This is a genomic window from Streptomyces sp. NPDC041200, assembly GCF_055591805.1.
This window is the reverse complement of sequence record NZ_JBVIZF010000122.1, coordinates 1-2,325: the sequence shown is the minus strand read 5'-3', so window position 1 is coordinate 2,325 and position 2,325 is coordinate 1. Positions and strand designations below refer to the sequence as shown.

At 68.7% G+C, this 2,325-nt stretch carries 1 protein-coding gene; it reads right to left on the bottom strand.

Annotated features, from left to right (window positions below; translation table 11 throughout):
- On the bottom strand, positions 1 to 2,325 hold a 2,325-nt coding region (locus tag ACZ6CL_RS42895; RefSeq protein WP_468946999.1), incomplete at both ends, for an acyltransferase domain-containing protein.

Here is a 2,325-nt window from a genome sequence, read left to right as displayed (position 1 = left end):
GCCAGACCCGTAACGCCCTCGCCGACCTCCAGGACGACACCGGCGCCCTCACCACCCAGCTCGGCCGCGCCTGGATACATCCCCAACGCGATAAGGACGTCGCGGAAGTTGAGGCCCAGCGCTCGCAGGCCGACGCGTACCTGGCCCGCGGCCAGCGGCGTCGTCACACGGGGCTCCGGCAGCAGGGAAAGGCTGTCGAGCGTGCCCACACTGGTAGTACCCACCCCCAAGCGCCACTCGCCCGCTTCAGGGATCTGCAAGGCCCGCTTACCGGCAGGAACGAGCCGCGGCACGGACAGCGTGGTGCCTCGGACCGCGACCTGCGGCTCATCGGCGGCCAATACGGCAGGCAGAACCGATCCCATATCGACGTCGGCAGCGAGATCGAGCAGGACGATCCGGTCCGGGTTCTCGGCCTGAGCCGCCCGAACCAGACCCCACACCGCAGCACCAGCAGGATCGGCGACATCTCCCTCACCACCAACCGGAACCGCACCCCGTGTGACCACCACCAGCCGGGACTCCGCCAGACCCGCGGCAGCGAACCACGCCTGAACGACCTCCAGCACCCTGACGGTCAGGGCGAGCGCGTCGTGCTCACCGTCACCGCCAACAGCGCGAAGAACCGCTAACGCGGGAACCACCGCGGCATCTGCCAGATCCGTCACGTCCTCGGCCGAAGCCACCAGCGCCCACGACGGCAGAGGCTCCACGCTCGAAGCAGGCGCGGGCAGTTCGCTCCAGTCCACCTCGAACAGCGCGTCGCGACCGTCATCAGTCGCCATCCGATCCAACTGCTCCACGTCCACCGCCCGGGCAACCAGCGACTCCATACTCAGCACCGGACCGCCGGCCCCATCAGCCGCCTGCAACGACACCGCGTCCGGCCCGGACGGCACCGTCCGCACCCGCAACTCCGAGGCACCCGCAGCATGCAGGCGCAGCCCGTTCCAAGCGAACGGCACACGCATACCCACCCCGGCATCGGCCGGCCGGACGAACCCGCTCTGCAGGGCAGCGTCGAGCAACGCCGGGTGCAACCCGAAACGGCTCGCCTCACCACGCTGCTCGTCCGGCAGAGCGACCTCGGCGAACACCTCCTCGCCCCGCCGCCACACCCCACGCAACCCCTGAAACGCCGGACCGTACACGTAGCCGCGGCCCGCCATCTCCTCATAGAACCCGACGGCGTCGAACGACACACGCTCCGCACCGACCGGCGGCCACACCGTGAAATCGAAACCAGCAGCGGGGACAGTGGCTGCCGTGAGGGTGCCGGCAGCGTGACGGGTCCAACCATCGATACCGGTGCCGCGACCGCCGTCATCACGAGCCGAGTACACGGCCACCGAACGCGCGCCGTTCTCCTCAGGGCCCCCCACCGCGACCTGAACGCGCATACTCCCTTGCGCGGGTACGACAAGCGGCGCCTCGATGACCAATTCCTCCAACGTGCCGCAGCCCACCTCGTCACCCGCACGCACCACCAACTCCACCAAAGCAGTGCCAGGGACAATCACGACACCGCCCACAGCGTGATCCGCAAGCCACGGATGCGTACGAAGCGACAACCGCGACGTACACAACACACCGCTCGTCTCCGGCACCGGAACCACCGCACCCAGCAACGGATGGTCAGCCCCCGACAAGCCGAGCGAGGCGACATCGTTGGCGGTACCCGCCAGCTCCATCCAGTAGTTCTTGTGATCGAAGGCGTACGTCGGAAGGTCGACGCGGCGGGCATCGGCTCCGGCCGCGAGGACACCGCTCCAGTCGACGTGAATGCCTCGGACGAAGAGGTCGGCCATCGAGGTGAACAGGCGGCGCGGACCTCCCTCGTGACGGCGCAGGGAGCCGGTCACGACGGCGTCTGCCTCGGCGCTGGCCACGATCTCACTGATCGGCTGGACCAGGACGGGGTGCGCGCTGGACTCCACGAACACGGTGTGGTCGTCGGCCAGCAGGTCAGCGATCGCGGGGCCGAAGCGGACCTGGCCGCGCAGGTTCCGATACCAGTAACTGCCGTCCAGGGCACCCGCCTCGCGGATCCACTCGCCGGTGACAGTGGAGAGGAATGGCACGGTAGGAGCTTGGCTGCGGATGTCAGCGAAGGCCTCGTTCAGGGTCTCCTGGACAGCCCCGACGTGCCGGGAGTGCGAGGCGTAGTCGATCGCGATGCGGCGCACGCGGACGCCCTGGTCCTCCAGAGTCTCGATGGCTTCGTCGAGGGCTTCGGTGTCAGCGGTGATGGCCACTGAGGACGGGCTGTTGACCGCCCCGATCTCAACCCGGCCATCCCACTCCTGCAGACGAGCAACCACCTCC